Genomic DNA, 21,826 nt, shown 5'->3' with positions numbered 1-21,826 from the left:
TCCTTTTGTCACCCTACGCCGGTATCACGCGCTCCACCCCGAGGGGCCTTCCCCCGGGCGCCGGGGCGGCGCCTCCGGTCGCAGGACGGGGAGTTCCAGCTCCGGCCTGTCCCAGCGCACCGCGGGCGGCGCGGCGGGCACGGTGCCGGTCCTGCGGGCTCCCATGCCGAGGTAGAAGCCCTCCGACGGCGGGTGGGAGACGATCCGGACGGCCGTCAGACCGGCCTCACGGGCCCGCCCGGCGAGATGGCCGACGAGCAGCCGCCCGATGCCGAGGCCCTGCGCCTCGTCGGCGACGAACATCAGGTCCAGCTCGGGCGGGGAGAGCACCAGGGCGTAGAAGCCCCGTACCCGCTCGTCCGCTCCGACGGCGACGAACACCTGGTGCGCCTCGATGTAGGCGGGCCCCACGGTGTAGCCGTCCACCATCGCCGCCCAGTGCCCCGCATAGGCGCCCGAGGTGCGCACGATCCGGGTGAGGCGGCGGGCGTCGCGCGCGGTCGCCCGGCGGATCCGCACGGCGTCGCCGCCGTGGCGTGCACGGCCGGCCGGCGTCAGGGGCGCTGTCATGGTTCGAGTATGCGGCCCGGCCCGTGGCGGTCTCCGTATGTCCCGGTCCGCGGGCCTTCCGTGCGGGCGTGCACGGAAGGCCCGTGGGCCGTCCCCGCGTGGCGGGTCCGTGCCGGGGCCGGACGGCCCCGGCACGGTGGCGCCGGCCGCCGCCGCGCTCAGGCGCGCCAGTAACCGAGGGCGTGCACACGCTCCTTGGGGAGGGCGAGCTCCTTGCGGGCGAACGCGTTCAGGCTGCGCGTCGTCGCGGTGTCGCAGGCGATCCACAGGTAGGCGCCGTCGTGGCCGGCGGCGAGGGCGGGCAGGGCGGCCCGCACCTCCTCGACGAGGTGGGCGCCGCCGTCACGGCGCGGGACGCGGCGGACCTCGTGGTGCGCGGGGTCGCTGCGCAGCGGAAGGTCCTCGTCGCTCTCGTGCGTCGTCTCGAACCAGATGGTGGCCGGCGTCCCGGGGACCGCGTCGAGCAGGGAGTTGATCGCCGGCAGCGAGGCGGGGTCGCCGACGACGAAGAGGTGCGGGGGCAGCGGGTCGGGGACGCTGAACCCGGTGCCCTGGAGCGTCGCCTCGACGGTGTCACCCGGCGAGGCCGTSCGCGCCCAGGCGCTGGCGAGCCCGTCGTGCAGGGCGAACTCCATGCTGAAGGTGCCGGCCTGCGGGTCGGCGTCGACGAGGGTGTAGGCCCGCTGGTGGGGCTTGTCGCCGTTCTCGAACCAGACGCGCACCCACATGGTGGGGTGGACCCCGGTCCGTGCGAGCATCCCGCCGTCGGTGAAGTGGATCCTGCGGTAGTGGTCGGTGACCTCTTCCGCGCCGGTGACGGTGAACGTGAAGTCCTTGCCGCGCATCAGTCTGAGGACGACGCCCTCCCAGCCATGCCCCACTGCGCTCTCCTCGCGTCTCGTACCGGGCCGCGGCCGGCCATGGCCGGAGAGCGGTGGCCGGAATTGTTTCTCGAACAGCCGTGCCTTAAGTTAGGTCAGCCTAACCTAAAGAGTGGGATTCAGTGTGAACAGAGCGCTATTCCGGGACCCCTGGGGCATCCCGCACCTCAGGGCCGACAGCCCCGGGGAACTCGCCTACGCCCAGGGGCACAACGCCGCTGCCGACCGGGCCTGGCAGCTTGAGGTGGACCGCCACCGGGCGCAGGGCACCTCCGCCTCGTTCCTGGGCGCGGACGCCCTCGCCTGGGACCGCTTCGCCCGGATGTGCCGCATCGAGGACACGGCCCGGCGCTGCCACGCCTCCCTGTCCCCCGATACCGCGGACTGGATGGCCCGGTACGTGGACGGCGTCAACGACGGCCTCGCCGCGGGGGCTTCCCGGATGCCCCAGTTCGCCGCGGCCGGCGTCGCGCCCGGCCGTTGGGAGGCGTGGACGCCCATCGCCGTCTGGCTGTCGACGCACATCCTGTTCGCCGGCTTCCCCACCAAGCTGTGGCGCGAGGAGGTGGCACGGGTCCTCGGCGACGACCGCGTCGGCCTGTTCGCGACCGACGGCCCCGGCACCGCGGGCAGCAACGGCTGGCTCGTACCCGGCGACCGCACCGCGTCCGGTGCCGCCCTGATCGCCGGCGATCCGCACCGTTTCATCGAGGACCCGGGCATCTACCAGCAGATCCGCCTCGCCTGCCCCGAGTTCGACGTCGTCGGCCTCGCCGTGCCCGGCATCCCCGGCATCGCGCACTTCGGGCACACCGGGTCGGTGGCCTGGGCCATCACCAACGCCATGGCCGACTACCAGGACCTCTACCGGGAGCGCCTGCGAAGACGGGGACCGCTCGTGGAGGCCCTCGGCCCCGACGGCTGGCGCCCCGCCGCCGTGCACACCGAGGTGATCGAGGTCGCCGGCGAGGACCCGGTCACGGTCGAGGTCGTGGAGACCGAACGCGGCCCGGTCGTCGCCGGGGACGCCGACAGCGGCGAGGCCATCAGCCTGCGCTGCCCGGCCCGCGCCGACGGCGACATCGGATTCGACGCCCTCCCGGCCCTGCTGCGCGCCCGGACCGTCGCGGACGTCGACCGGGCCACGGACCGCTGGGTCGAGCCCGTCAACGTCGTCCAGGCCGCCGACACCGAGGGCGGTCTGCTCCACCGGGTGGCCGGCCGGGTGCCGCGCCGTCACCCCCTCAACCGGCTCCGGGTGGTCCCCGCCTGGGAGGCACGGCACGCCTGGACCGGCACCTACGAGACCATGCCGCGCGCGGCCGTCGACGGTGTCGCCGTCATGGCCAACCAGCGCGGCATCGCCGCCCCGCTCGGCGTCGAGTTCGCCCCCCGCCACCGGGCGGCCCGCATCCGCGAACTCCTGGACGCCTCCGACACCTGGACGGGCCCCGCCATGGCCGGAGTCCACACGGACACCCGGCTGGGTTCGGCCGAACCGCTGCTCGCCCTCCTCGCCGGCGTCGACGGCCTCTCCCCCGCCGCCGTCCGGCTGCGCGAGCGGCTGCTCGCCTGGGACCGGCACATGGCCGCCGACAGCGAGGAGGCCGCCGCCTTCGCGGCCTTCCGCTCGGCCGTGGTGCGCAAGGTGGCCGCCCTGCCCGCCCTCGCGCCCCTGGCCGGCGTCCCCTCGCTGCCCGAGGTCTTCCGCCCCTGGCTGGCCCTGGTGCCGCGCGTCGCCTACGCGCTCGAACGGCTCCTCGCCCCGGACGCGCTGCCCGGGCTCGACACCCGGCGCGTGGTCCGCGAGGCGGCCGAGGAGGCCGCCGCCCTCGACACCGGGATCTGGGGCGACACCCACCGGCTCGCGCCCTGGCAGGCGCTGCCCGACCCGCCCGAGAACGGCTGGCCCGCCCTGTCCGGGGACTTCGACTGCGTGCTGTCCACCTCCAGCGTGCCCGGCATCACCGACCTCAGCGCACGCGGCCCCTCGGCCCGGTACGTGTGGGACCTGGCGCGCCGCGAGGACAGCCTGTGGATCGTCCCCCTCGGCGCCTCCGGCGCCCAGGGCGATCCCCACCAGCGTGACCAGCTGCCCCTGTGGGCGGCCGGAGAACTCGTCCCCGTGATCACCGACTGGGACCGCCTGACCGAGGAGAAGCAGATGACCGAGCCCGCGGCCCGCCCCCGGAAGGCCGTGCACGAGCAGCACGCCGAAGGGTTCGGCACCGTCCGGGTCCTGCCGCTGGATCCGGTGGCGGACCTGGAGGTCGTCCACGGCTGGGTGAGCGAGGAGCGGGCCCGCTTCTGGGGCATGGTCGGCCACACCCCCGAGCAGGTGCGGGAGATCTACGAGTACGTGGACACACTCTCCACCCACCACGCCTTCCTGGTCCTCCTGGACGACGAACCGGCCGCGCTCTTCCAGACCTACGAGCCGGACGCCGACCCGGTCGGCGAGTGCTACCAGGTCGAGCCCGGGGACTTCGGCGTCCATCTGCTGCTGGCGCCCGCGGCGGGCGGGAGCCGGCCCGGCTTCACCTGGGCGCTGATGCAGGTGCTGATGGCGTACTGCTTCCGGGACGAGAAGCACCTGCGGATCGTCGTGGAACCGGACGCCCGCAACGAGAAGGCGATCGAGCGGATGCTCCGCTCCGGGTTCGTGCGCGGCCCGGTGATCGACAAGCCCGAGAAGCGGGCGCTGCTGGCCTTCCTCCCCCGCGAGGTCTACGAGCGACACGTCTGAGCGGGCGCACTCCTTCGCCGACCCGCCCCGGCCGGGGCGGGTCGGCCGTGGAACCGGCCCCCCGGGTGCGACGGCTCAGGCCGTGGCGGGGAGGAAGTCCGCCACCGTCGCGGCGAACTCGTCGGGGGCGGCGATCCGGATGCCCAGCTGCTCCGCCTTCTCGCGCTTCGAGCCCGCGCCCTCGCCGGCGACCAGGAGCGAGGTGCGCTTGGAGACGCTGGAGGAGGATCTGCCGCCCGCGCGCTCGACGAGTTCGTTCATCTGGTTGCGGGAGAGCTTCTCCAGGGCGCCGGTCATCGCGCCGGTGACCACGACCGTCATGCCGGCCAGCGGCCCGGCGGCGCCCGGTTCGGACCCGCCCTCCTCCGCGGGGGCGTCCGCCGGTGCGGGCGCGGGGGGCGTGGCCCCCGGCTCGGTCATGTTCACACCGGCGGCGACCAGCCGGTCGATCAGCGGGGCCAGACCGGCCAGTTCGTCGACGACCATCCGGGCCTTCTCGACACCGATGCCCTCCACCTGCTGCAACTCCTCGGCGTCCGCGGCCCGTATGTGCGCCATGTCCGCGAAGTGCCGTGCGATGCGGCGGGACATGGAGCGCCCGGTGCCGCGCACCCCGAGGGCGCAGAAGACCCGCGACAGCGGGCGTCCCTTCGCGTCCTCGATCGCCGCCAGCAGGTTGTCGGTGCTGGTGGCGCCCATCCGCTCCAGGGTCAGCAACTGCTCCCGGGTGAGCGCGAAGAGGTCCGCCAGGTCCGTCACCAGCCCGGCGTCCACGAGCTGGACGACACGGGTGGCGCCGAGACCCTCGATGTCCAGCTGGTCGCGGCCGGCCGCGTAGGAGACGGAGGCCACCACCCGGCAGTCGCGGCCGCGCTCGCAGCGCCAGCGCTGCTCGGACGTGTCGATGCCCGAGCCGCACTGCGGGCAGACCTCGGGGAACTCGACCGCCCGCTCGGCCCCGGTGCGCAGGTGCGCGACCGGCGCCTCGATGCGCGGGATGATGTCGCCCGCCTTGTAGACCATGACCCGGTCGCCGATGCGCAGGTCGCGCCGGGTGATGTCGGCCGGGTTGTGGAGGGTGGCGTAGGTGACGGTCGAGCCGTCGATCTCGACCGGCTCCAGGACGGCCCGCGGCGCGATGATGCCCGTGCGGCCCACGTTCCACTCGACGCCGAGGAGGGTGGTGACCTTCTCGACCGCCGGCAGCTTGTAGGCGACGGCCCACCGGGGCGCGCGCGATCCGGAGCCCGCCTCGGCCTGGTCGGCGGCCGGGTCCGCCTTGACGACGATGCCGTCGATGCCGAACGGCAGCGCGGCCCGCGCCGCGGCGATCTCCTCGATCCTGGCCTGGATCTCCTCGACCGTGCCGACCGTCTTCGGTGCGGCCTCCGTGCTCGCGGCGGTGTGCACGCCCAGCCGGGCGACCTCCTCCATGACCTGGCTGTGGGGCAGTTCGGCCAGACGGGCGGCGAGGTCGGGGGCGCTGCCGGGCAGGGCGAGCGCCCCGTACCCGAAGAAGGTCATCTCCACCCGGTACGCGCGGTCCTTGGCCCGCAGGGTGCCCGCAGCTCCGTTGCGCGGGTTGGCGAAAGGGGCGGCGCCGTGCGCGGTGCGGGTGGTGTTGGCCCGCTCGAACTGCTCGTCCGTCATCAGGACTTCGCCGCGTATCTCCAGCGTCGCCGCCTCGGCGAGGGTGCCGGGGAGTCCGAGCACCGTGCCCACGGCGTGCGAGACGTCCTCGCCGGCCGTGCCGTCGCCCCGGGTCACCAACCGGGTGAGGCGGCCGTCCTCGTAGCGCGCGGCGACGGCGAGGCCGTCGAGCTTGGGCTCGACGCTCCACCGGGCGACCGTTCGTCCGATGCGCCGCTCCAGGGAGGCCGTCCAGGCGGTCAGCTGCTCCGCGGAGAAGACGTTGTCCAGGGAGAGCATCGGGACGGTGTGCGGCACGTCGCCGACGGCGGCGCCGCCCGCCACCTTGCCGGTCGGCGACTCGGCGGCGACCTCCTCCGGGTGGGCCGCCTCCCAGGCGGCGATGCCCCGCGCGAGACGGTCGTAGGCGTCGTCGTCGAGGGCGCTCTCGCCCGTCGCGTAGTACGCGGCGGCGGCGCGGGAGGCGGTCGCGACCGCTTCCGCGTACGCCGCGGCGTCGGCGATCTCGGCTGCGGGAGCCGCGGAAACGGCAGGTGAAGTCGTCATGCCCCCATCCTGCCGCCCCCCACTGACAACGGGCCCGGTCACCGTGGCGGGCCGTGGCTCACGCCTGGAACTCGGTGAGGTCGATGGCGTGGATCTGCAGCGGGAAACCGTACTCCGGATGCTGCACCTCGCGCTCCGGCTCCATCCCGAGCTTGCGGGCGACGTTCTCCGAGGCGGTGTCGCCCACCCGCAGGACGGCGACGACCCGCTCCAGACCGCGGTCCTGCAGCGCGAACTCCAGCGTGGCCTGCGCGGCCTCGGAGGCGTATCCCTGGCCCCAGAACTGCGAGCCCAGCAGCCAGCCGATCGCCACCTCGTGCCGCGCGTCCGGCAGGAACGCGGGGACGTACAGGCCGACACCGCCGGCCACTTCGCCGGAGGCGAGCAGTTCGACGGCGAAGACGCCGAACCCCTCGTCGTCCCACTCGTCCTCCCACCGTTCGATCGTCCCCGCCGTCCGGTCGAGGTCCAGGACCGCCCCGTCGTCGACCCAGTGCATCGCCCGGGGGTCGGCGTGGACGTCGGCCAGGGCGGTGAGGTCGGAGTCGTGCCAGCGGCGCAGCCGCAGGCGGGGGGTGAGAATCTCTGTCATGGCACCCATCCTGCCCGACCGGGGGGCGGTGCTCCGCCAGGCGGGAGGGCCCCCGGCCGGCGCGGCCGTTCGAGGGGGCCGACCACCCGTGCGAACAGGCTCTCGAACACCCGGAGAGCCTGTGGCATATGTCCGAGGCACCACCGGATCGAGTGTTGCCAAATGGCTTACGGCACTTCGCCGCCTGTGCAACAGTCGTATCCGGTCCCTGTTCGAGACCTGGCCGTGGCCGCGCCCTGTATCGGAGTTCGAGATGCCGTCCCATGTGTTCGCGGACCGTCCCGCCCAGCCGCCGGAGCGCGGCGCGATGGACGCCCTGATCACGCGTACGCGCAGACTGCGCGGCGACCTGGAGGCGGTGCGTCAGGACGCGGTGGCGGCGGACGATCCCCGGGGCCGCTGGCAGCGGGCGCTGTGCGATCTGGCGGTGCATCAGCTCGACGACCTCGGCAGCCACCTGGACCAGCTACGGGAGGGCCTGCCCGCCGCGGAGGCACCGGCCGACGAGCTCGCGGAGCACGAGGCGGACGCGGCCGCGCGTCCGGGCTCGCTGCTGAGCCGGGTCGGCAGCGCCGAGTGGAACCTGCTGACCGACGAGGTCAGCTGGTCCGACGAGCTCTTCCAGATCCTCGGGCGCGACCCGGCCGACGGTCCGATGTCCCTCGACGAACTGCCGTCCCTGGTCTTCGCGGAGGACCAGGGACTGCTCACCGCCGTGGTGACGGACTGCCTGGTCGACGGGCGTCCCATCGACGAGGAGTTCCGCATGGTCCGCCCCGACGGGCGGCTGCGCACCGTGCACATGATGGGCGAGCCGGTCCTCGACCAGGACGGCTGCACCGCGTCGATGTGGGCCGTCCTGCGCGACGTCAGCGAACTGCGCCGCAGCCAGCGGGCGGTGCGCGACAGCCGGGACTCCTTCCAGCGGCGCCGGCACGCCGAGCTGACCGAGCGCCGGCTCGCCGTGGAGATGCAGGAGGCGGTCCTGCCGCCCTGGCGCGGTTCCCTCCAGTTCCCGGTCTCCGGCCCCACCTCCCTGGACGTCGCCGCCCACTACCTGCCGTCCGCCAACGGCGCGCTGATCGGCGGCGACTGGTACGACGCGCTCCAGCTGCCGGGCGGGGAGTCCCTGCTGAGTGTCGGCGGTCTCACCGGCCACGGTGTGACGGCGACCTCCTCGATGGCGATGCTGCTGGGCGCGCTGCGCGGCATGGCCGTGGCCGGCGTCCGCCCGGGGCAGCTCATGTCCCACCTCAACCATCTGCTGGACACGGCCGCCCAGCCGGCCCTGGGCAGCGGGCTGTGCTGCCGGTACGACCCCGCGACCCGGGTGCTGAGCCGGGCCCAGGCGGGCCACCCCGCCCCCCTGCTGTTCCGCGACGGGGCGGGGTGTGCGCTGGCGACACTGGACGGCGTGCTGCTCGGCGCGACCAGCGCCGCCGCCTACGAGGAGGCCGACGTCACCCTTCGCCCCGGCGATCTGCTCGTCCTGTACACGGACGGGCTGACGGGGACGACGGCCGACGAGGACGCGGCGGACCGGCTGACGGCACTGGCAGCGCGGTTCACCGAGGCCCGGGACGCACAGGAGTGCGTCAGGGTCGTGGTGGAGGAGTTCGGTCAGGGCGCGCGCGAGGACGACGCCTGTGTACTGGTGGCACGGGTCACCGGCTGACGGATGCCCGGCACTCCCCGGCGGGGAGTACGCCGCACCCCTTCGTCCGCGTGACCGGCAGGCACCGAGGCGACCACAGCGGGCACCGCGCGGCGCGCCCTCGCGCCTCGCGTCCGCCCTCTCGGGTCTCCGTACGCCGGGGGTCTCTCAGGTGTCCGTACGGCGGGGCTTCGCCGACGCCTGCTGCGGCATCGACAGCTGGATCTCCTCGCGCAGGTCCTCGATCTTCGCGTAGCCCGCGTACTGCCCGGTCAGCCGGTACATCTCCCGCAGCCGGTCCCACGTACGGTGCGACGAGGTCTCCCCCATCGACACGAGAGCGAGGCGGGCGTAGCGGTCCGCCTGCTCGGGGTCGTCCGCGATGAAGCAGGCGGAGGCCAGCGAGATGTAGTCGAAGATCTTCGAGCGCTGCCGTCCGCCCTCGCGCAGCCGCAGCGCCTGCCGGGCGTGCTGCTGGGCGATGCCGGCCACCGAGGGGTCGTGGTCGGCAAGGGTGCGGTACGCCAGGGCCTGCATGCCGTGCAGGTCCGCCTCGTCGAACAGCTGCATCCAACTGGGCGGCGGGACGTCGGACTTGTCGGAGACGAACAGCTCCTCCGCCTCGCCGAGGGTCCGGCGCATGGCCTGGCCGTGGCCCATCGCCGCCTGCGCCCATGCCTCGATGGTGTGCAGCATCGCCTGTGTGCGCGGCAGGATCTGCTCGCCGGAGCCGGTCCTGGCGAGCTTCATCAGGTCCAGGGCGTCGTCCGGGCGGCCCAGGTGGACCATCTGGCGCGCCGCCCTGGACAGCGCCTCGCCGGCGCGGGGCCGGTCGCCGCCCTCGCGCGCGGCGTGCGCCGCGATGACGAAGTACTTCTGGGCGGTGGGTTCGAGGCCGACGTCGTGGGACATCCAGCCCGCGAGGACGGCCAGGTTGGCGGCGACGCCCCACAGCCGCCGCTGGAGATGGTCGGGGTGGCGGTAGGCGAGCATGCCGCCCACTTCGTTGAGCTGGCCGACCACCGCCTTGCGCTGGAGTCCGCCGCCGCGGGCGGCGTCCCAGGCGCGGAACACCTCGACGGAGCGTTCCAGTGCGTCGATCTCCTGCGACCCGATGGGGGCGGCCTCGTAGCGGTCGTACCCGGCGGAGTCGGCGTACAGGAGGTCGGAGCTGCGGGTGGGGGGCCGGGTGGCGGGGTCGCTCCCGAGCCAGTCGTGCATGGCGCTGCTGAGCGCGGAGCCCGCGGCGAGTGCCGCGCCCGCGCCCACCAGGCCGCGTCGGTTGAGCATGAGGTCCATTCCCGTGAATTCGGTGAGGACCGCAGCCGTACGGTCGGGCGCCCACGGCAGTCCGTCAGGGTTGTCACTGCCGCCCTGTACGTCCCGCCGCCTGCCTGTTCGTCCGCTCCGTGCGAACCCGAGGTCCTCGATGGTCACGACACGACCGAGCCGCTCGGTGAACAGTGCCGCCAGCACCTTGGGCACCGGATCCCGGGGGGACTCCCCCATGTCGATCCAGCGCCGTACGCGCGAGGTGTCGGTCGCCAGCTGCGGATGCCCCATGGCGGCCGCCTGCCGGTTCACGAGTCTCGCGAGTTCGCCCTTGGACCAGCCGGCCAGGCCGAACAGGTCGCTCAGGCGGGTGTTGGGTTCACCGCTCACGTCAAGCCCCCAGGTTCTCGGCTGAGTTGACAGTAACGGCCCGTGATGGGGGTGGCGACTATTCGCCAGGGTTCGCCAGGGTCCGCCAGATGGTGTGCCACCCGCGCCGGGGTGTCAGGTAGGAATGCGCCACCCCGCCCCGTCCGCCGGGGCACATTCCCCAGGGTGCTGCCTCTGGCATATGGGGCGGGGCGCGCACGCAACCTGTCGGCGCACGAAGGGATCTGTATCTCCCATGTACACAGCATCGTCCTCCGTGTCCGCCCCCTCCCGGCTCCAGCAGCGCACCGTCGTCCCGGCAGGCTCCGGACCGTATCCCGTCCCCGCGCAGACCGGCCGGGCCCGCAGGCCCGCCGGCCCCATGGGACAGCCCCTCAGCGGGAGGATCGACTTGTCCGGCCCCCAGGGCGCCCAGCTGCGCAAGGCCGTCGCGTCGGTGCACCGGATCTGTCCGGAGTTCCATCCGGTGCAGGTGCTGCGCCGCAGCGGACGGTCCGTGCTGATCGTGGGGACGACCGGGCGCACGACGGCGGTGGCCAAGTGCTTACTGGACCACTCGCCGGCGTGGGCCGAGCGGCTGAGGCACGAAATAGCTTCCTACCGTGCGTTCGTGCGGCACCGGCCGCCGGTCCGGGCCCCGCGGCTGATCGCCGCGGACCCGGAGAACTGCACCCTGGTCATCGAGCGGATGCCCGGCCGTCCCGCGGCCCTGACCCGGCACCCGGTGGAGGCGCCGCCCCGCGCGGACCTGCGCGCGGTACTGGGAGCGGTCGTCCGGCTCAACTCCTGGCGTCCGCCCGCCGGGATGTTCGACGCCCCGCTCGACTACGGCTCGCGGATCTCGCGGTATCACGAGCTCGGTCTCTTCACGGACCGTGACCTCGGCGACCTCCAGAAGCTGCTGCACGGCGTCGCCCAGGCGGGCGGACGCCAGGGGATGGCGCAGTTCTGCCACGGCGACGCGCTGCTGTCCAACATGCTGCTCTCCCCCACCGGCCCCGTGCTCGTCGACTGGGAGCACGCCGGCTGGTATCTGCCCGGGTACGACCTGGCGACGCTCTGGTCCGTCCTCGGGGACGCGCCCATGGCGCGCCGTCAGATCAGCCAGCTGGCGCAGCAGCAGGGCACCGCGGCGCGGGACGCCTTCCTGGTGAACCTGATGCTGGTGCTGACGCGGGAGATCCGGACGTACGAGACGGCCGTCCAGCGCACCATGCGGGAGGCGTCCCCGGTGACCGCCGCCCAGCCCCCGGCCGCCGGGATGGCCGCCGGGGAGGAGCAGCGGCTGCTGCTGCGGCGGCTGCACGACGACTGCGCGCTCGCCCGCAGGGCGGTGCGCGCGGCGGTCGGCACCCGCTGACGGCCCAGGAGGGCAGGGCCTCCCGTCCGGACCGGGCACGCGCAACCCGCCGGGATCCGGACGAGAGGCCCTGGGCGCGCCGTGCGTCCGGTGCCGACACACCGGACGCATGGCGCGCCGGCGCGTGGGCGTCGCGGCGCACGGCTTTCGTGGCGGGAGCGGCCCAGGTGCCCGGCGGGGCCATTGGTCCACGCCAGTGACGCACCGCAGGCCGGTGGCCCGCCGCTCGGAAAGTGGCCCTGACGCCCCGTCCGAACCGGTGCTGACGTGCGCAGTTCCCGCTGTGGAGCCTGATTGACGGATCGTCCGCGAGCCGCTACCCCTGTACGGGTCCGGCCGCGCACCATCCGTCCCTGGAGGCTGCATTGCAAGGATCCGCCCCCGCACGTCCCGACCGTCCCCGGCACGCACGGACGGCCGGCGCGGCCGCCGCCGTCTCCGCCCTGCTGCTGCCGCTGCTCTCCTCGGGGCCCGCCGCGACGGCCGGTGCCTCCGCGTCGCCGACCGCGCTGCAGCGGGCGTTCGCCGAGGCCGCCGACGAGTACGGCGTGCCGCAGAGCGTGCTGCTCGGTGTGTCCTACCTCCAGTCCCGCTGGGACGGACACGGCGGCGCCGCCAGTGTCACGGGCGGCTACGGCCCGATGCATCTGACGGACGCCCGGACCGCGCTGGCCGAGGCCCCGCACCACACGCACGGCGAGGAGGACGCCCGCGGCGACTCGGCGCGCCCGGTGCGCAGCGTCACCGGCACCGCGCTGCCCGACCCGGCCCGGCTGCCCGCGCGGCTGCGGACGCTGGAGCGGGCGGCCGCCGTGTCGGGCATCCCGGCCGGGGAGCTGCGGGAGAGCGTGTCGGCCAATGTGCGCGGCGGGGCCGCGCTGCTGGCCGACGCGCAGAAGCGGCTGGGGCTGCCCCTGAGCACGGATCCCGGTGCCTGGTACGGGGCCGTCGCGCGCTTCTCGGGTGCCGACGACACGGCGACGGCCTCGGTCTACGCCGACGACGTCTTCGACGTGATCCGCACGGGTGAGGCGCGGACGACCGACGGCGGGCAGCGGATGGTGCTCGACGCGGCGCCCGGCACGGCGCCCGACCGGACGCAGGCCGCGGCTCTCGGCCTGCGGACCGCGGACGCCTCGCGGACCGAGTGCCCGCCGACGGTGGCGTGCGAGTGGATCCCGGCGCCCTACGAGGAGTTCGGGGAGGGCGACTACGGCAATCACGACAAGGGGGACCGGCCGCGGTCGCAGTCGATCGAGTACATCGTGGTGCACGACACGGAGGCCACCTGGGACACCACGCTCCAGCTGGTGCAGAACCCCGAGTACGTGTCCTGGCAGTACTCCCTGCGGTCGTCCGACGGGCACATCGCGCAGCATGTGCCGCTGAAGGACGTCGCCTGGCACGCGGGGAACTGGTACGTCAACGCCAAGTCGGTGGGCCTGGAGCACGAGGGGTTCCTGGTCGCCCCGGACGCCTGGTACACGGAGGCGATGTACCGCACGTCGGCCCGGCTGGTGCGCTACCTCGCGCACCGCTTCGACATCCCGCTGGACCGGCAGCACGTCATCGGCCACGACAACGTGCCGGGCACCACGACCACCACGATCCGCGGGATGCACACGGACCCGGGGCCCTACTGGGACTGGGCGCACTACTTCCGGCTGCTGGGCAGGCCGCTGACCCCGTCCGCAGGTCCGGACAGCCCCGTGGTCACGGTCCGGCCCGCGTACGACGCGCACCGGCCGCTCTACACGGGCTGTGTGCGGGCCGGTGAGGCCTGCGCCCCGCACGGGTCCGGTGCGGTGCGCCTGCACACCGGGCCGGGCGAGGACACCCCGCTGGTGAAGGATGCCGGCCTGCGCCCGGACGGCGCGGAGTCGACGACCGGGGTGAACGACACGGGGGCGCGGGCCTCGACGGGACAGCAGTACGCGGTGGCGGAGCGCCGCGGCGACTGGACGGCGATCTGGTACCTGGGGCAGAAGGCGTGGTTCCACGATCCGCGCACCCGGCCCACCGCGGTTCCTTCGCGCGGGACGCTGGTGACGCCCCGGGAGGGGCTCGACCGGGTGCCGGTGTACGGGCGGGCGTACCCGGAGGCGTCGGCCTATCCGGCCGGTGTGCCGGTCCAGGCGGTCTCCCCGCTGCCGTACACGCTCGGGGCGGGTCAGCGGTACGTGGCCGGTGACAGGACGCCGGGCGAGTACCTGTACGCACCGACGTTCGACACCTCCGTCCACCGGGTGGTGCGCGGACAGGAGGAGTACCACCAGATCCAGTTCGGGCACCGGGTGGCGTTCGTGAAGGCCTCCGACGTGCGGGTGGTGCGGCGCTAGAGGACGCCCGGGGACCGCGGGGTGCCACCGGCCGTGGGGGTCCGGTGGCACCCCGCCCGCACGCCCGGAGCGTGCTTGTATGACTATTCGTCCGGGTGCGTGCACCCATCCGGGGAGGGGTAGTGCTGGGCCGACCACGTACAGTCCGCGCCGCCGCGCGCGGCGACCGGGGAAAGGCCCGTATCCCACATGGCACAGCCCTTCGTACTGCCGGATTTCTACGTCCCGTATCCGGCACGGCTCAATCCGCACACAGAGGAGGCCCGGCGGCACACCACGGGCTGGGCCCGGCGGATGGGAATGCTGGAGGGGTCCGGCGTCTGGGAGGAGAGCGACCTCGCGTCGCACGACTACGCGCTGCTGTGCGCGTACACCCACCCCGACTGCGACGCCGCGACGCTGAGCCTGGTCACCGACTGGTACGTGTGGGTCTTCTTCTTCGACGACCACTTCCTGGAGACGTTCAAGCGCACCCAGGACCGGGCGGGAGGCCGGGCCTACCTGGAGCGGCTGCCGGCGTTCATGCCGATGGACGGCACGGCGGCGATGCCCGAGCCGGTCAATCCGGTGGAGGCGGGCCTGGCGGACCTGTGGACGCGCACGGTTCCGGCCATGTCCCCCGCCTGGCGTGCCCGGTTCGCCGAGGCGACGCGGAATCTGCTCAACGAGTCGATGTGGGAGCTGTCCAACATCGACGAGGGGCGGATCGCCAACCCCGTGGAGTACATCGAGATGCGGCGCAAGGTCGGCGGGGCGCCGTGGTCGGCCGGCCTGGTGGAGTACGCGGCGGGCGCGGAGGTCCCCGCCCGGGTCGCCAGCTCCCGGCCGCTGCGGGTGCTGCGCGACACCTTCTCCGACGCCGTGCACCTGCGCAACGACCTGTTCTCGTACCAGCGCGAGGTCGAGGACGAGGGCGAGAACAGCAACGGCGTCCTGGTGCTGGAGACGTTCCTCGGCTGCACCACCCAGCAGGCGGCGGAGGCGGTCAACGATCTGCTGACCTCACGCGTCCAGCAGTTCGAGAACACCGCCCTGACCGAGGTTCCGGCCCTGTGCGCGGAGGAGGCGCTCGGCCCGGACGAGTGCGCGGCGGTCGCCGCGTACACCAAGGGCCTCCAGGACTGGCAGTCCGGCGGTCACGAGTGGCACATGCGCTCCAGCCGCTACATGAACGAGGGTCTGACGACGGGGACGTCGGCCCCGTTCGGGACGTCCCTCGGCGGGCGGGTGCCGGGGCTCGCGGGATTCGGGACGTCCGCGCTCGACATCCGCACGCTGTTCGGCCGCCCGGCCGAGGCGCGGCTGCGCACGCTCACCCACCGGCCGCGGCCGGTGGGCCCGTCGCTGCTCCCGGAGTTCGACCTGCCGTTCCCGCTGTCGCTCAACCCTCATCTGGAGTACGCCCGCGTCCGGTCCGTCGCGTGGGCGGGACGGATGGGCCTGCTGAACGACATCTGGGACGAGGCGAAGGCCACCGGGTTCGACCTCGCCCTCTGCTCGGCCGGACTGGATCCGGACGCCACCCGTGAGGAGCTGGAACTCAGCGCCGAGTGGCTGACCTGGGGGACGTACGGCGACGACCTGTACCCGATCGCCTACGGGCGCACCCGGGACCTCGCCGGGGCGAAGGCGGCGACCGAGCGGCTGAAGGCATGCATGCCGCTCGACGACCCGGCCGCGGCCGCGGCGGGTGCCGTCACCCCGATGGAGCGCGGCCTCGCCGACCTGTGGGCGCGCACGGCGGGTCCGATGACGGCCGCCGCACGCGCGTCGTTGCGGCACTCGGTCGCCGTGATGCTGGACAGCTGGCTGTGGGAGCTGCACAACATGGCGCAGCACCGGGTGCCCGACCCGGTGGACTACATCGAGATGCGGCGTCTGACGTTCGGTTCGGATCTGACGATCGGCCTCGCGCGGCTGCGGCACGGGGACGGGCTGCCGCCGGAGGCCCGGTCGAGCGGGGTGCTGCTGAGCCTGGAGCACGCGGCCATGGACTACGCCTGCCTGCTCAACGACCTCTTCTCGTACCAGAAGGAGATCGAGTACGAGGGCGAGGTCCACAACGCGGTCCTCGTGGTGCAGACGTTCTTCGACTGCGACTACCCGACGGCCGCCGCGATGACCGCGGGCCTCATGGACTCGCGGCTGCGGGAGTTCCTGCACGTGAAGGAGCACGAGCTGCCGCTCCTGTGCGACGACCTCGGGGTGGACGACCGGGCGAGGACGGCGCTGGGCGCGTACGTGCACGAACTGGAGGACTGGCTGGCGGGCATCCTCCACTGGCACCGCAACGTGCGGCGTTACCGGGAGGAGGACCTGCGGGGCGGCGCGGTCCCGTGGCGGCTGGGCACCCCCGCGGGGATCGGCACGGCGACGATGCGGTGGCCCGCGCGGGCTCAGCGGCCGGGGGTCAGCGTGTAGCTGCCGCCGGCGCGGACGGCGAACTCCCTTTCTCCCGAGGCGAAGAGCGTGGAGCGCACGGTCAGGGTGCCGCTGTGCTCCGCCCTCAGCACGACCCGGCGGGCCGCACCGGCGGACCAGGCGACGTCGAGACTCGCGCCGCCGCGCGCCCGCAGTCCGCGCACCTCGCCCTCGGGCCACGCGGCGGGCAGGGCCGGAAGGATCTCGATCACACCGTGGTGGCTCTGGACGAGCATCTCCGCGATCCCGGCGGTGGCGCCGAAGTTGCCGTCGAGCTGGAAGGGCGGATGGCTGTCCCAGAGATTCGGCAGGGTGGAGCGGCGCAGCTGCTCGCGGAGCATCGCGTGGGCGCGGTCGCCGTCGTGGAGCCGGGCCCAGAGGTTGATCCGCCATGCCTTGGACCAGCCGGTCCCGCCGTCGCCGCGTGCCGTCAGGGAGACCCTGGCGGCCTCGGCCCAGCGGCTGCCCGGGGCGATCTGCCGCCCTGGGTGGAGCGCGAAGAGGTGGGACACGTGCCGGTGGGTGTCGTCCGGGCTGTCGAGGTCGGCCTTCCACTCCTGGAGCTGGCCCCACGAGCCGATGCGCAGCCCGGGGTCGAGCCGGTCCAGCGCGTCCTTCAGACGGCGGCGGAAGCCGGGGTCGTCGCCGAGGGTGCGGGAGGCCTCCAGGGTGTTGGTGAACAGGTCGTGGACGATCTGCTGCGACATGGCGGGGCCCGCGGTGAAGTCTCCGTGCTCGGGCGAGTAGCCGGGGGTGACCACGAGGGTGCCGTCGCGCGGGTCGGTGCGCAGGGCGGCGAGCCAGAACTCGGCGGCCTCCTTCATGACGGGGTACGCGGTGTCACGGAGGTAGGCGGTGGAGCCGGAGAAGCGGACGTGCTCGTAGAGCTGCTGGGTGAGCCAGGCGGCGGCCTCGGGGAACCAGAAGGCGGTGGACCAGTCGTGGACGCCGGTGAAGCCGTACGGATTGGTCTCGTCGTGCACGACCCAGCCCGGGGCGCCGAACATCTCACGTGCGGTGACCCGGCCCGGGGCGCGCAGGGCTTCGACGAAGCGGTCGTACGGAGGGGTCGTCTCGGGGAGCGCGGTGACCTCGGCCGGCCAGTAGTTCATCTGGAGGTTGATGTTGACGTGGTAGTCGCCGGCCCAGGGCGGGGCGACCGAGTCGTTCCACACGCCCTGAAGGTTGGCGGGCAGGGAGCCGGTGCGTGAGGAGGCGATGAGCAGGTAGCGGCCGTACTGGAAGCAGAGGGCCTCCAGTGCGCGGTCGGCCGGGCCCGCCTCACCGGTGTAGCCGGCCAGCAGTTCGTCGGTGGGCCGGTCCGGGAGCCGCTGTCCGATGTCGAGCGAGACCCGGCCGAACAGGGCGCTGTGGTCGGCCACATGGTCGGCCCGCAGCCGTTCGTAGGGCAGCGCCGCGGCGGCGTCGACGGCCGCGGTCACGCCCGCGTGGGGGTCGGGGCCCCGGTACGACGGGTAGGTGTCGGCGTAGTCGGTTCCGGCGGCGAGGACGAAGTGGGCGCTGTCCGCCCCGGTCACGGTGATCGTGCCGTCGGGGCCCGCCGTCACGGTGCCGCCCTGGGCGATCACCCGGACTTGGGCCTCGAAGCACAGGCCGTTGTCGGCGAGCCTGCCGCGCACGGTGAGCCGGTCGCCGTCGGCGGTGACCGTCCGGTCGTCGTGGGGCGAGGTGTGGCTCAGGGTGAAGCCGGTGCTGCCCGGGCGGTCCGCGTGGAAGCGGCCCGCGATCACCCGGGCGGGCCAGGAGGCGAAGAACTCCCGTGTCCGGGTGACGCCTTGGTGGGTGTAGGTGACGCCGGCCAGGGCGGTGGCGAGGTCGAGGGTGCGTCGGTACGAGGCGTCGGGGGCGGCCGGGGCGCCGGGCACCGTGAAGAGAAGGTCTCCGAGGACCTGGTAGGCGCCGTAGCCGCGTCTCGGCCGGCCGAGCGCGGCGGCGACGGCGGCGGGCGGGAGCGTCCCCTCGCTCTCCAGACGTGCCTGCACGGCGGCCAGGGCACCCGGCCCCGGAGCGGCCCCGTTGCCGTGGTCGTAGCCCTCCGCGGAGCCGGGTCCGCCGGTCCACAGCGACTTCTCGTTGAGCGTGAGGCGTTCGGCCGGGAGCGTCCCGTACACGCTCGCGCCGAGGGCGCCGTTGCCGACGGGCAGTGACTCGCGTTCCCAGTCGTCGGCGGGACTTCGGTACCAGAGGAGCGATTCATCGGATGTGTCACCGGCGGACGCAGGGCGGGACCAGTCCCGAATCCCCTGCCCATCCGGGGCCGTTGCACTTTCTGCCGCCGTCATGCCGACACCACCGGCGATCCTGGAGTCATGACCTCGACGCTAGAGGTCCGATGAATGCCTTGGCAAGACGCAAACGAAAACTGCCCGGGGGCACCCGGGCAGCATGGAGGGGGACAGGGCGCTCAGGCCTGCTGGAAGAGCTCCGCGGGGAGCGGCTTGAGCAGCGCGTAGAGATCGTCGGTGATCGGCCGGTCCCAGCTGGCGATGGTGACGAGCACGTTGTCGCTGCGGTCGAACTGGACGCAGGAGATGCGGCTCTCGGAGAGCTTCACCCGCCGCACGATGAGCAGGTTGTCGCCCTGCATCACCGGGGTGTCCTCGACACCGGTGACATGGACGGGCTCGTCGTTCTCCAGGGCGAGCAGCAGCTGGGCGGCCTCGAAGGGGATCTCGCCCTCCTCGACCTCGCGGGCCGGCGAGCCCTCGGGGAGGTTGCCGATGATCATCGCGGGGCCGCGGCCGCCGAACAGGTCGTAGCGCAGGAACACGCCCTGGCAGGTGCCGTCGGGGGCGGGCAGCAGACCGGCGCCCAGATTGCCGGGCCAGTCGCCCGGATCCATGGCCAGGACATCGAAGTCCGGACCCGCGGGAGTGGCGGCGCTGCGGCGGCGGAGAAACGACATAAGCGCCATGGTACGTGTCCGGAGGCACCCGGCCGAGTCGGGGCCGACACCCGCCGGAGGCGCTCCGGGACGCGGCGCGGGAGACGGTGAACGCGGCGTGTCGCGCGGACGTACTCGTGGGCACATCAGGCGTCCGCGGGGAGCAGCGCACCCCCGGGGACCGGGTACCGACAAGGTGAGGACCAGTCCATGAACGACCGTGTCAGCCCTCCGTTGCAGGCCCTCCCCGACGGTGAGGCCGAGCTCCGCCTCGTCGTCCGGCTGGCCTGGGAGGACGTGGCCGCGCTCGGCCGGGAGGCGGGCAGGCTCGCCACCCGGATGCAGCGTCCCGTCAGTCTCGACGAGGCCGCGGGCCATCGCCTGCGCCTCCGCTCCGGCGCCCACTCGGCGCCCGCGCCGGCCCCGCCGGCGAGCCCGGAGCGGTCGCAGCAGCTGCCGCCGCCCGCCACGTCCTCCGTCTCCTCGCTGACGGCCCGCTCCCCGGGGGAGCACGCGCGCCAGGCGATCGAGCAGATCAACGGCACGGCGGGGGCGACCGGCGGCGGCAGGGACACGGCACCGACGTCGGCGTAGCGGGGCGAGGGCGCCCAAGGCGCGTGCTCGTCACGGCCGGCGGGCCGGCGGGGGCGCGCAGGCCGGGCGCCGCCGGGCCGGGCCCGGCCGCCGGAGCGGGCGAGGGCCGGAGGTGAGGGGAACGACGAAGCGCGGCGCCCCGGACCCGTGCTCGGAGCGGGCAGGCCGCGGACGCCGGAGCCCCGAGGTCACCCGTCGGTGCGGTGGCGCTCGTGGTGACGGGCGACGCGGGCGCGGTTCCCGCAGGCCGGCTTGCACCACTCCTGGCGGGGGTGGTCCTTCAGGAAGTACCGCACGCACCGCGGCGCGTGGCAGGCGCGCAGCCGGGACCGGTCGGGACCCGCGAGGAACGCGATCGCCGCGCGGGCGAGCACGGCGGTGAGCGGATGGCCCGCGAGACCGTCACCCGGACCACCCGCGGAGCCGCCCGGACCGATCCCGGAACCGCCCGGACCACCCGCGGAACCGCCCGGCACACCACCCGGACCGCCCGCGGGCACGAGGTCGGCCACGGGCTCGCCGTCCTCGGGCCACCGCAGGACCGGTACGACGGGTACCGCGGCGGCCGCGGCGTTGAGGCGTGCCGTCGCGACGCCGGCCGGCAGCAGCCGGCTCCCGTCCGCCCGGCTGGGCGGCCCGGGGCTCACGGCCCGCGCGAACAGGGAACGCACCGCCGTCCGCAGGTCGCGGACGGCGACCGCCGCCCGTTCGTCCAGCGGCGCCCCGACCACGGCCTCGTCGATGCCGTCGGCGTGGTCCCGGATCCAGGCGGCGAGCCCCTCGGTGTCGGCGAGGTCGTCGGCCACTCCCCCGCGGCCGTCGTGGCGCACGGTGAGGACGAGGTCCAGGACGAGGGCGGATGCGGCGGCGGTCATGCCCAGAACGGTAACCCCGGCCCCGGACGCCCCCGGCAGCCGGTCCGCTCCGTTCAGGTGCGGTCGAACCGGCCGTCGCGGGCGTTGCGGACGAAGGCCGGCCACCCGGCCGGGGTGAAGATCAGCGACGGGTTCTCCGGCCGGCCGCCGTTGCGCATCGCGATGAAGCCCTCGACGAAGGCGATCTGGACGTCGTCCCCCGCACCGGGGCTGCCGGGCCGCCAGTCGGCTCCGCTGAGATCCAGCGCGGGCTTGTCCCGGCCCGCGGGCCTCCGCGCCGTGGTGCCGGTGGTGCTCTCGGCCACGTCCTGCTCCTCCCGCGTCGGTTCCCGGCCACAGTAGCGACGGCGTCCGGTGACGGACAGGGCACCGGGCGGGTGTCGCCGCCCGCGTGCGCCGTCGGACGGTCCGCGCCCCGCGTGCGTGCCGCCCGCGGAACCGGCACCCGGCGCGCCCCGCGGGTGTCAGTCGTCGACGGCCGTCTCGAGGATCTGCTCGCCGTTGAAGAGGCCGAGGCGTTCCCGGTAGAGCTCCAGCGGCACCCCGTTGGGGTCGTGGAGGTAGAGGCTGTCCTCGACACCGCGGTCCGGTCCGAGGTAGTCCACACCCGCGGCGTCGAGCGCCTTGCGCGCGGCCGCGTACTGCTGGGCATCGACGGAGAGCGCGAGGTGCTGGACGCCGCCGACCGTCTCCGTGGCCGGGGGGTGGTCGTGGCCGGGGAAGTCGAAGAAGCCGAGCAGGTTGTTGTTGCCGATGTCGAAGAAGAAGTGGGTGGAGCCCCGGTAGTCGCGGTTCTCCACGATCTCCACCAGCGGGAAGCCGAGGAACTCCTGGTAGAAGCGGATGGTCTCCTCGACGTCGCGGCAGATGAACGCGACATGGTGCACACCGCGCGCGGAACTCACGGGGCGGTCGGCGGGGGCGTGCAGGTAGCGGTCGCGCAGTTCCTCGCGGCGGGCGCGGATCGCCTCCAGCGCGGCTCCCTCGGGCTGCGGCATCACGGACTCCTTCATTCGATCGCACAAGGCGGC

Annotated in this window: 16 protein-coding genes; 6 read left to right on the top strand and 10 right to left on the bottom strand. The window is 74.0% G+C overall.

Annotation, left to right across the window (positions count from 1 at the left end):
• Window positions 1-24: 24 nt before the first annotated feature.
• Both EAO77_RS28715 and EAO77_RS28710 read right to left on the bottom strand, forming a co-directional pair.
• On the bottom strand, window positions 25-570 hold the full coding sequence (locus EAO77_RS28715; RefSeq protein WP_147991250.1) for a GNAT family N-acetyltransferase: 546 nt from the start codon (window positions 568-570) through the stop codon (window positions 25-27).
• Between the two features lie 158 nt (window positions 571-728).
• Complete coding sequence (locus tag EAO77_RS28710; RefSeq protein WP_147991249.1) at window positions 729-1,451, bottom strand: siderophore-interacting protein; 723 nt, start codon at window positions 1,449-1,451, stop codon at window positions 729-731.
• A gap of 124 nt (window positions 1,452-1,575) precedes the next feature.
• Between EAO77_RS28710 and EAO77_RS28705 the strand changes: the two genes are divergently transcribed.
• On the top strand, window positions 1,576-4,197 hold the full coding sequence (locus tag EAO77_RS28705; RefSeq protein WP_147991248.1) for a GNAT family N-acetyltransferase: 2,622 nt from the start codon (window positions 1,576-1,578) through the stop codon (window positions 4,195-4,197).
• Window positions 4,198-4,272: 75 nt separating this feature from the next.
• Here the strand turns inward: EAO77_RS28705 and ligA are convergent, their stop codons facing one another.
• Window positions 4,273-6,393, bottom strand: a complete 2,121-nt coding sequence (gene ligA / locus EAO77_RS28700) for an NAD-dependent DNA ligase LigA (protein WP_147991247.1) — start codon at window positions 6,391-6,393, stop codon at window positions 4,273-4,275.
• A gap of 58 nt (window positions 6,394-6,451) precedes the next feature.
• Window positions 6,452-6,985 (bottom strand): GNAT family N-acetyltransferase, encoded by a 534-nt coding sequence (locus EAO77_RS28695; RefSeq protein ID WP_147991246.1) that lies wholly within the window; start codon window positions 6,983-6,985, stop codon window positions 6,452-6,454.
• A 253-nt stretch (window positions 6,986-7,238) separates the two neighbouring features.
• Here EAO77_RS28695 and EAO77_RS28690 point away from each other — a divergent pair, with 253 nt between their 5' ends.
• Window positions 7,239-8,660, top strand: a complete 1,422-nt coding sequence (locus tag EAO77_RS28690) for a PP2C family protein-serine/threonine phosphatase (RefSeq protein ID WP_147991245.1) — start codon at window positions 7,239-7,241, stop codon at window positions 8,658-8,660.
• 147 nt (window positions 8,661-8,807) lie between these two features.
• Here EAO77_RS28690 and EAO77_RS28685 read toward each other — a convergent pair whose 3' ends face one another.
• Window positions 8,808-10,301 (bottom strand): hypothetical protein, encoded by a 1,494-nt coding sequence (locus EAO77_RS28685; RefSeq protein ID WP_147991244.1) that lies wholly within the window; start codon window positions 10,299-10,301, stop codon window positions 8,808-8,810.
• Window positions 10,302-10,536: 235 nt separating this feature from the next.
• On the opposite strand from EAO77_RS28685, the gene EAO77_RS28680 reads away from it, so the two are divergent.
• From EAO77_RS28680 to EAO77_RS28670, 3 genes are all read left to right on the top strand, one after another.
• Window positions 10,537-11,661, top strand: coding sequence for an aminoglycoside phosphotransferase family protein (locus EAO77_RS28680; protein WP_147991243.1), 1,125 nt, complete (start codon window positions 10,537-10,539; stop codon window positions 11,659-11,661).
• 365 nt (window positions 11,662-12,026) lie between these two features.
• Window positions 12,027-14,000 carry an N-acetylmuramoyl-L-alanine amidase gene (locus EAO77_RS28675; protein ID WP_147991242.1) on the top strand — a complete coding sequence of 658 codons (1,974 nt, stop codon included), beginning with the start codon at window positions 12,027-12,029 and terminating at the stop codon, window positions 13,998-14,000.
• 189 nt (window positions 14,001-14,189) lie between these two features.
• A complete protein-coding gene (locus tag EAO77_RS28670) occupies window positions 14,190-16,421 on the top strand; it encodes a terpene synthase family protein (protein ID WP_147991241.1) in 2,232 nt (743 codons plus the stop codon).
• Here EAO77_RS28670 and EAO77_RS28665 read toward each other — a convergent pair.
• Together EAO77_RS28665 and EAO77_RS28660 are read right to left on the bottom strand one after the other, a co-directional pair.
• Window positions 16,397-18,724, bottom strand: a complete 2,328-nt coding sequence (locus tag EAO77_RS28665; RefSeq protein WP_147991240.1) for a glycosyl hydrolase family 95 catalytic domain-containing protein — start codon at window positions 18,722-18,724, stop codon at window positions 16,397-16,399. The two genes, EAO77_RS28670 and EAO77_RS28665, sit on opposite strands and share 25 nt — an antisense overlap.
• 122 nt (window positions 18,725-18,846) lie before the next feature.
• Entirely contained in the window at window positions 18,847-19,347 is a 501-nt protein-coding gene (locus EAO77_RS28660) for a hypothetical protein (RefSeq protein ID WP_147991239.1), read from the bottom strand.
• Between the two features lie 189 nt (window positions 19,348-19,536).
• On the opposite strand from EAO77_RS28660, the gene EAO77_RS28655 reads away from it, so the two are divergent.
• Entirely contained in the window at window positions 19,537-19,920 is a 384-nt protein-coding gene (locus EAO77_RS28655; protein ID WP_147991238.1) for a hypothetical protein, read from the top strand.
• A 188-nt stretch (window positions 19,921-20,108) separates the two neighbouring features.
• Here EAO77_RS28655 and EAO77_RS28650 read toward each other — a convergent pair whose 3' ends face one another.
• The 3 genes from EAO77_RS28650 to EAO77_RS28640 all read right to left on the bottom strand — a co-directional run bounded on the left by EAO77_RS28650 (window position 20,109) and on the right by EAO77_RS28640 (window position 21,793).
• Complete coding sequence (locus EAO77_RS28650; RefSeq protein WP_147991237.1) at window positions 20,109-20,795, bottom strand: CGNR zinc finger domain-containing protein; 687 nt, start codon at window positions 20,793-20,795, stop codon at window positions 20,109-20,111.
• A 53-nt stretch (window positions 20,796-20,848) separates the two neighbouring features.
• Window positions 20,849-21,100, bottom strand: a complete 252-nt coding sequence (locus EAO77_RS28645; RefSeq protein ID WP_147991236.1) for a DUF397 domain-containing protein — start codon at window positions 21,098-21,100, stop codon at window positions 20,849-20,851.
• A 159-nt stretch (window positions 21,101-21,259) separates the two neighbouring features.
• Window positions 21,260-21,793: a VOC family protein gene (locus EAO77_RS28640; protein ID WP_147991235.1), complete on the bottom strand. Its 534-nt coding sequence runs from the start codon at window positions 21,791-21,793 to the stop codon at window positions 21,260-21,262.
• Window positions 21,794-21,826: the final 33 nt, after the last annotated feature.

The sequence above is a fragment of the Streptomyces sp. T39 genome, from assembly GCF_008042045.1.
Classification (GTDB): Bacteria; Actinomycetota; Actinomycetes; order Streptomycetales; family Streptomycetaceae; genus Streptomyces.
The sequence above is the reverse complement of the archived record's forward strand: the minus strand, read 5'-3'. Positions and strand labels throughout refer to the sequence as shown.

What these genes read in the sequence shown, in the direction of transcription:
- EAO77_RS28715 (WP_147991250.1), bottom strand. Translation starts at nt 570, where the DNA reads ATGACAGCGCCCCTGACGCCGGCCGGCCGTGCACGCCACGGCGGCGAC.
- ligA (WP_147991247.1), bottom strand. Translation starts at nt 6,393, where the DNA reads ATGACGACTTCACCTGCCGTTTCCGCGGCTCCCGCAGCCGAGATCGCC.
- EAO77_RS28695 (WP_147991246.1), bottom strand. Translation starts at nt 6,985, where the DNA reads ATGACAGAGATTCTCACCCCCCGCCTGCGGCTGCGCCGCTGGCACGAC.
- EAO77_RS28690 (WP_147991245.1), top strand. Translation starts at nt 7,239, where the DNA reads ATGCCGTCCCATGTGTTCGCGGACCGTCCCGCCCAGCCGCCGGAGCGC.
- EAO77_RS28680 (WP_147991243.1), top strand. Translation starts at nt 10,537, where the DNA reads ATGTACACAGCATCGTCCTCCGTGTCCGCCCCCTCCCGGCTCCAGCAG.
- EAO77_RS28670 (WP_147991241.1), top strand. Translation starts at nt 14,190, where the DNA reads ATGGCACAGCCCTTCGTACTGCCGGATTTCTACGTCCCGTATCCGGCA.
- EAO77_RS28665 (WP_147991240.1), bottom strand. Translation starts at nt 18,724, where the DNA reads ATGACGGCGGCAGAAAGTGCAACGGCCCCGGATGGGCAGGGGATTCGG.
- EAO77_RS28660 (WP_147991239.1), bottom strand. Translation starts at nt 19,347, where the DNA reads ATGTCGTTTCTCCGCCGCCGCAGCGCCGCCACTCCCGCGGGTCCGGAC.
- EAO77_RS28655 (WP_147991238.1), top strand. Translation starts at nt 19,537, where the DNA reads ATGAACGACCGTGTCAGCCCTCCGTTGCAGGCCCTCCCCGACGGTGAG.
- EAO77_RS28650 (WP_147991237.1), bottom strand. Translation starts at nt 20,795, where the DNA reads ATGACCGCCGCCGCATCCGCCCTCGTCCTGGACCTCGTCCTCACCGTG.
- EAO77_RS28640 (WP_147991235.1), bottom strand. Translation starts at nt 21,793, where the DNA reads ATGCCGCAGCCCGAGGGAGCCGCGCTGGAGGCGATCCGCGCCCGCCGC.